General features: G+C 39.7%; 1 protein-coding gene. It reads right to left on the reverse strand.

The features are described 5' to 3' along the window. Positions 1-858 (reverse strand): protein rep (locus FTV31_RS17540; RefSeq protein WP_373687000.1); only part of this gene is annotated, 858 nt, incomplete at its 3' end. Positions 859-1,081 lie beyond the last annotated feature (223 nt).

Consider the following 1,081-nt stretch of genomic DNA (forward strand, 5'->3'; position numbering starts at 1 on the left):
TTGCCCCTTAAAAGCAAAATAATACAAGCGGAATAAGTTAGCTTCTTTTTCATCACCTGTTTCATCAAAACTTCTTAAAATATCAAATGGAGTTCTACCGTCTTTTTTCCCTTTTTTAACGTGGCCCTTAGTCATTTCATGTTCTAAGCCCCATTTTGAAACGTAGTTACCTGCTTCATTGCCAGCTTGCAAATGTAATCCATGTTTTTGACTTGGTGCGCCTAGACCTGCCTTTAAACAGCAATGTTCCCAAACCTTAAACATATCAGCCTGCATAAGGGATAAAGAACCCACACCAATTGAATAAGGGATAAATAACAAAACGTGATAATGAGGGTGAAAACCGTTGTCGCCATGCGTAATTTCAAAGCATGAAATGTAATGCTCAATCATCCATTTTGAGAACATATTTTGAGATGCACGAACACCCTTGAAGAATTTTGAATATGCTTTTTTAAGGTCTTTTTTGAGTTGTTTAATATCGGTATGTGAATAATGGGGAACGGTTAATGTAAGCAATAATACAGATCCGCCTTGTCCCTGCCACCAGTCCATAGCATCTTTAACTTCGTTTTTACGATGTTCAGAAATAATTGCAGCACATACAGGACAGCCCCAGGCATTAGCACATCGCATAATATTTGAGTAATTGGCTTTATTTCGGGATTTATTAAACATAACCCCTACACCGTCATTTCTGTCTACACGATTAAAAAAACAGTGTTGTGTACGTTCGCCCTTGAGTATTTTTCGAACTTTATTGAGAAGTTTGAAACGATCTCTGATTCTCTGAAAGCCTTGCTGTGTAAGGATGGAGGAATTATCCGTATATTTAACAAGACTCGCTTCGCTCGACACCACGCCGCACCCGCGCGAGCCGTCGGGATGTCGGACGTGGGCTTGTCGCTCGCTTTGATTTGGAGTGTTTTGGTTGTACAATGGTTGTACCTCGTTGTATTTGGTTGTACACGAATTCAAAGCCCTAAGAACTGCCATTCTTGGGGCTTTACTATTTAATCCTTTCTCATTTCTTGAGCTGCTGCTTCAAGGCCAGAAGCTAAAAGTTCAGATAGAATTTTTT

Source organism: Acinetobacter sp. YH16031, from assembly GCF_013417335.1.
Classification (GTDB): Bacteria; Pseudomonadota; Gammaproteobacteria; order Pseudomonadales; family Moraxellaceae; genus Acinetobacter.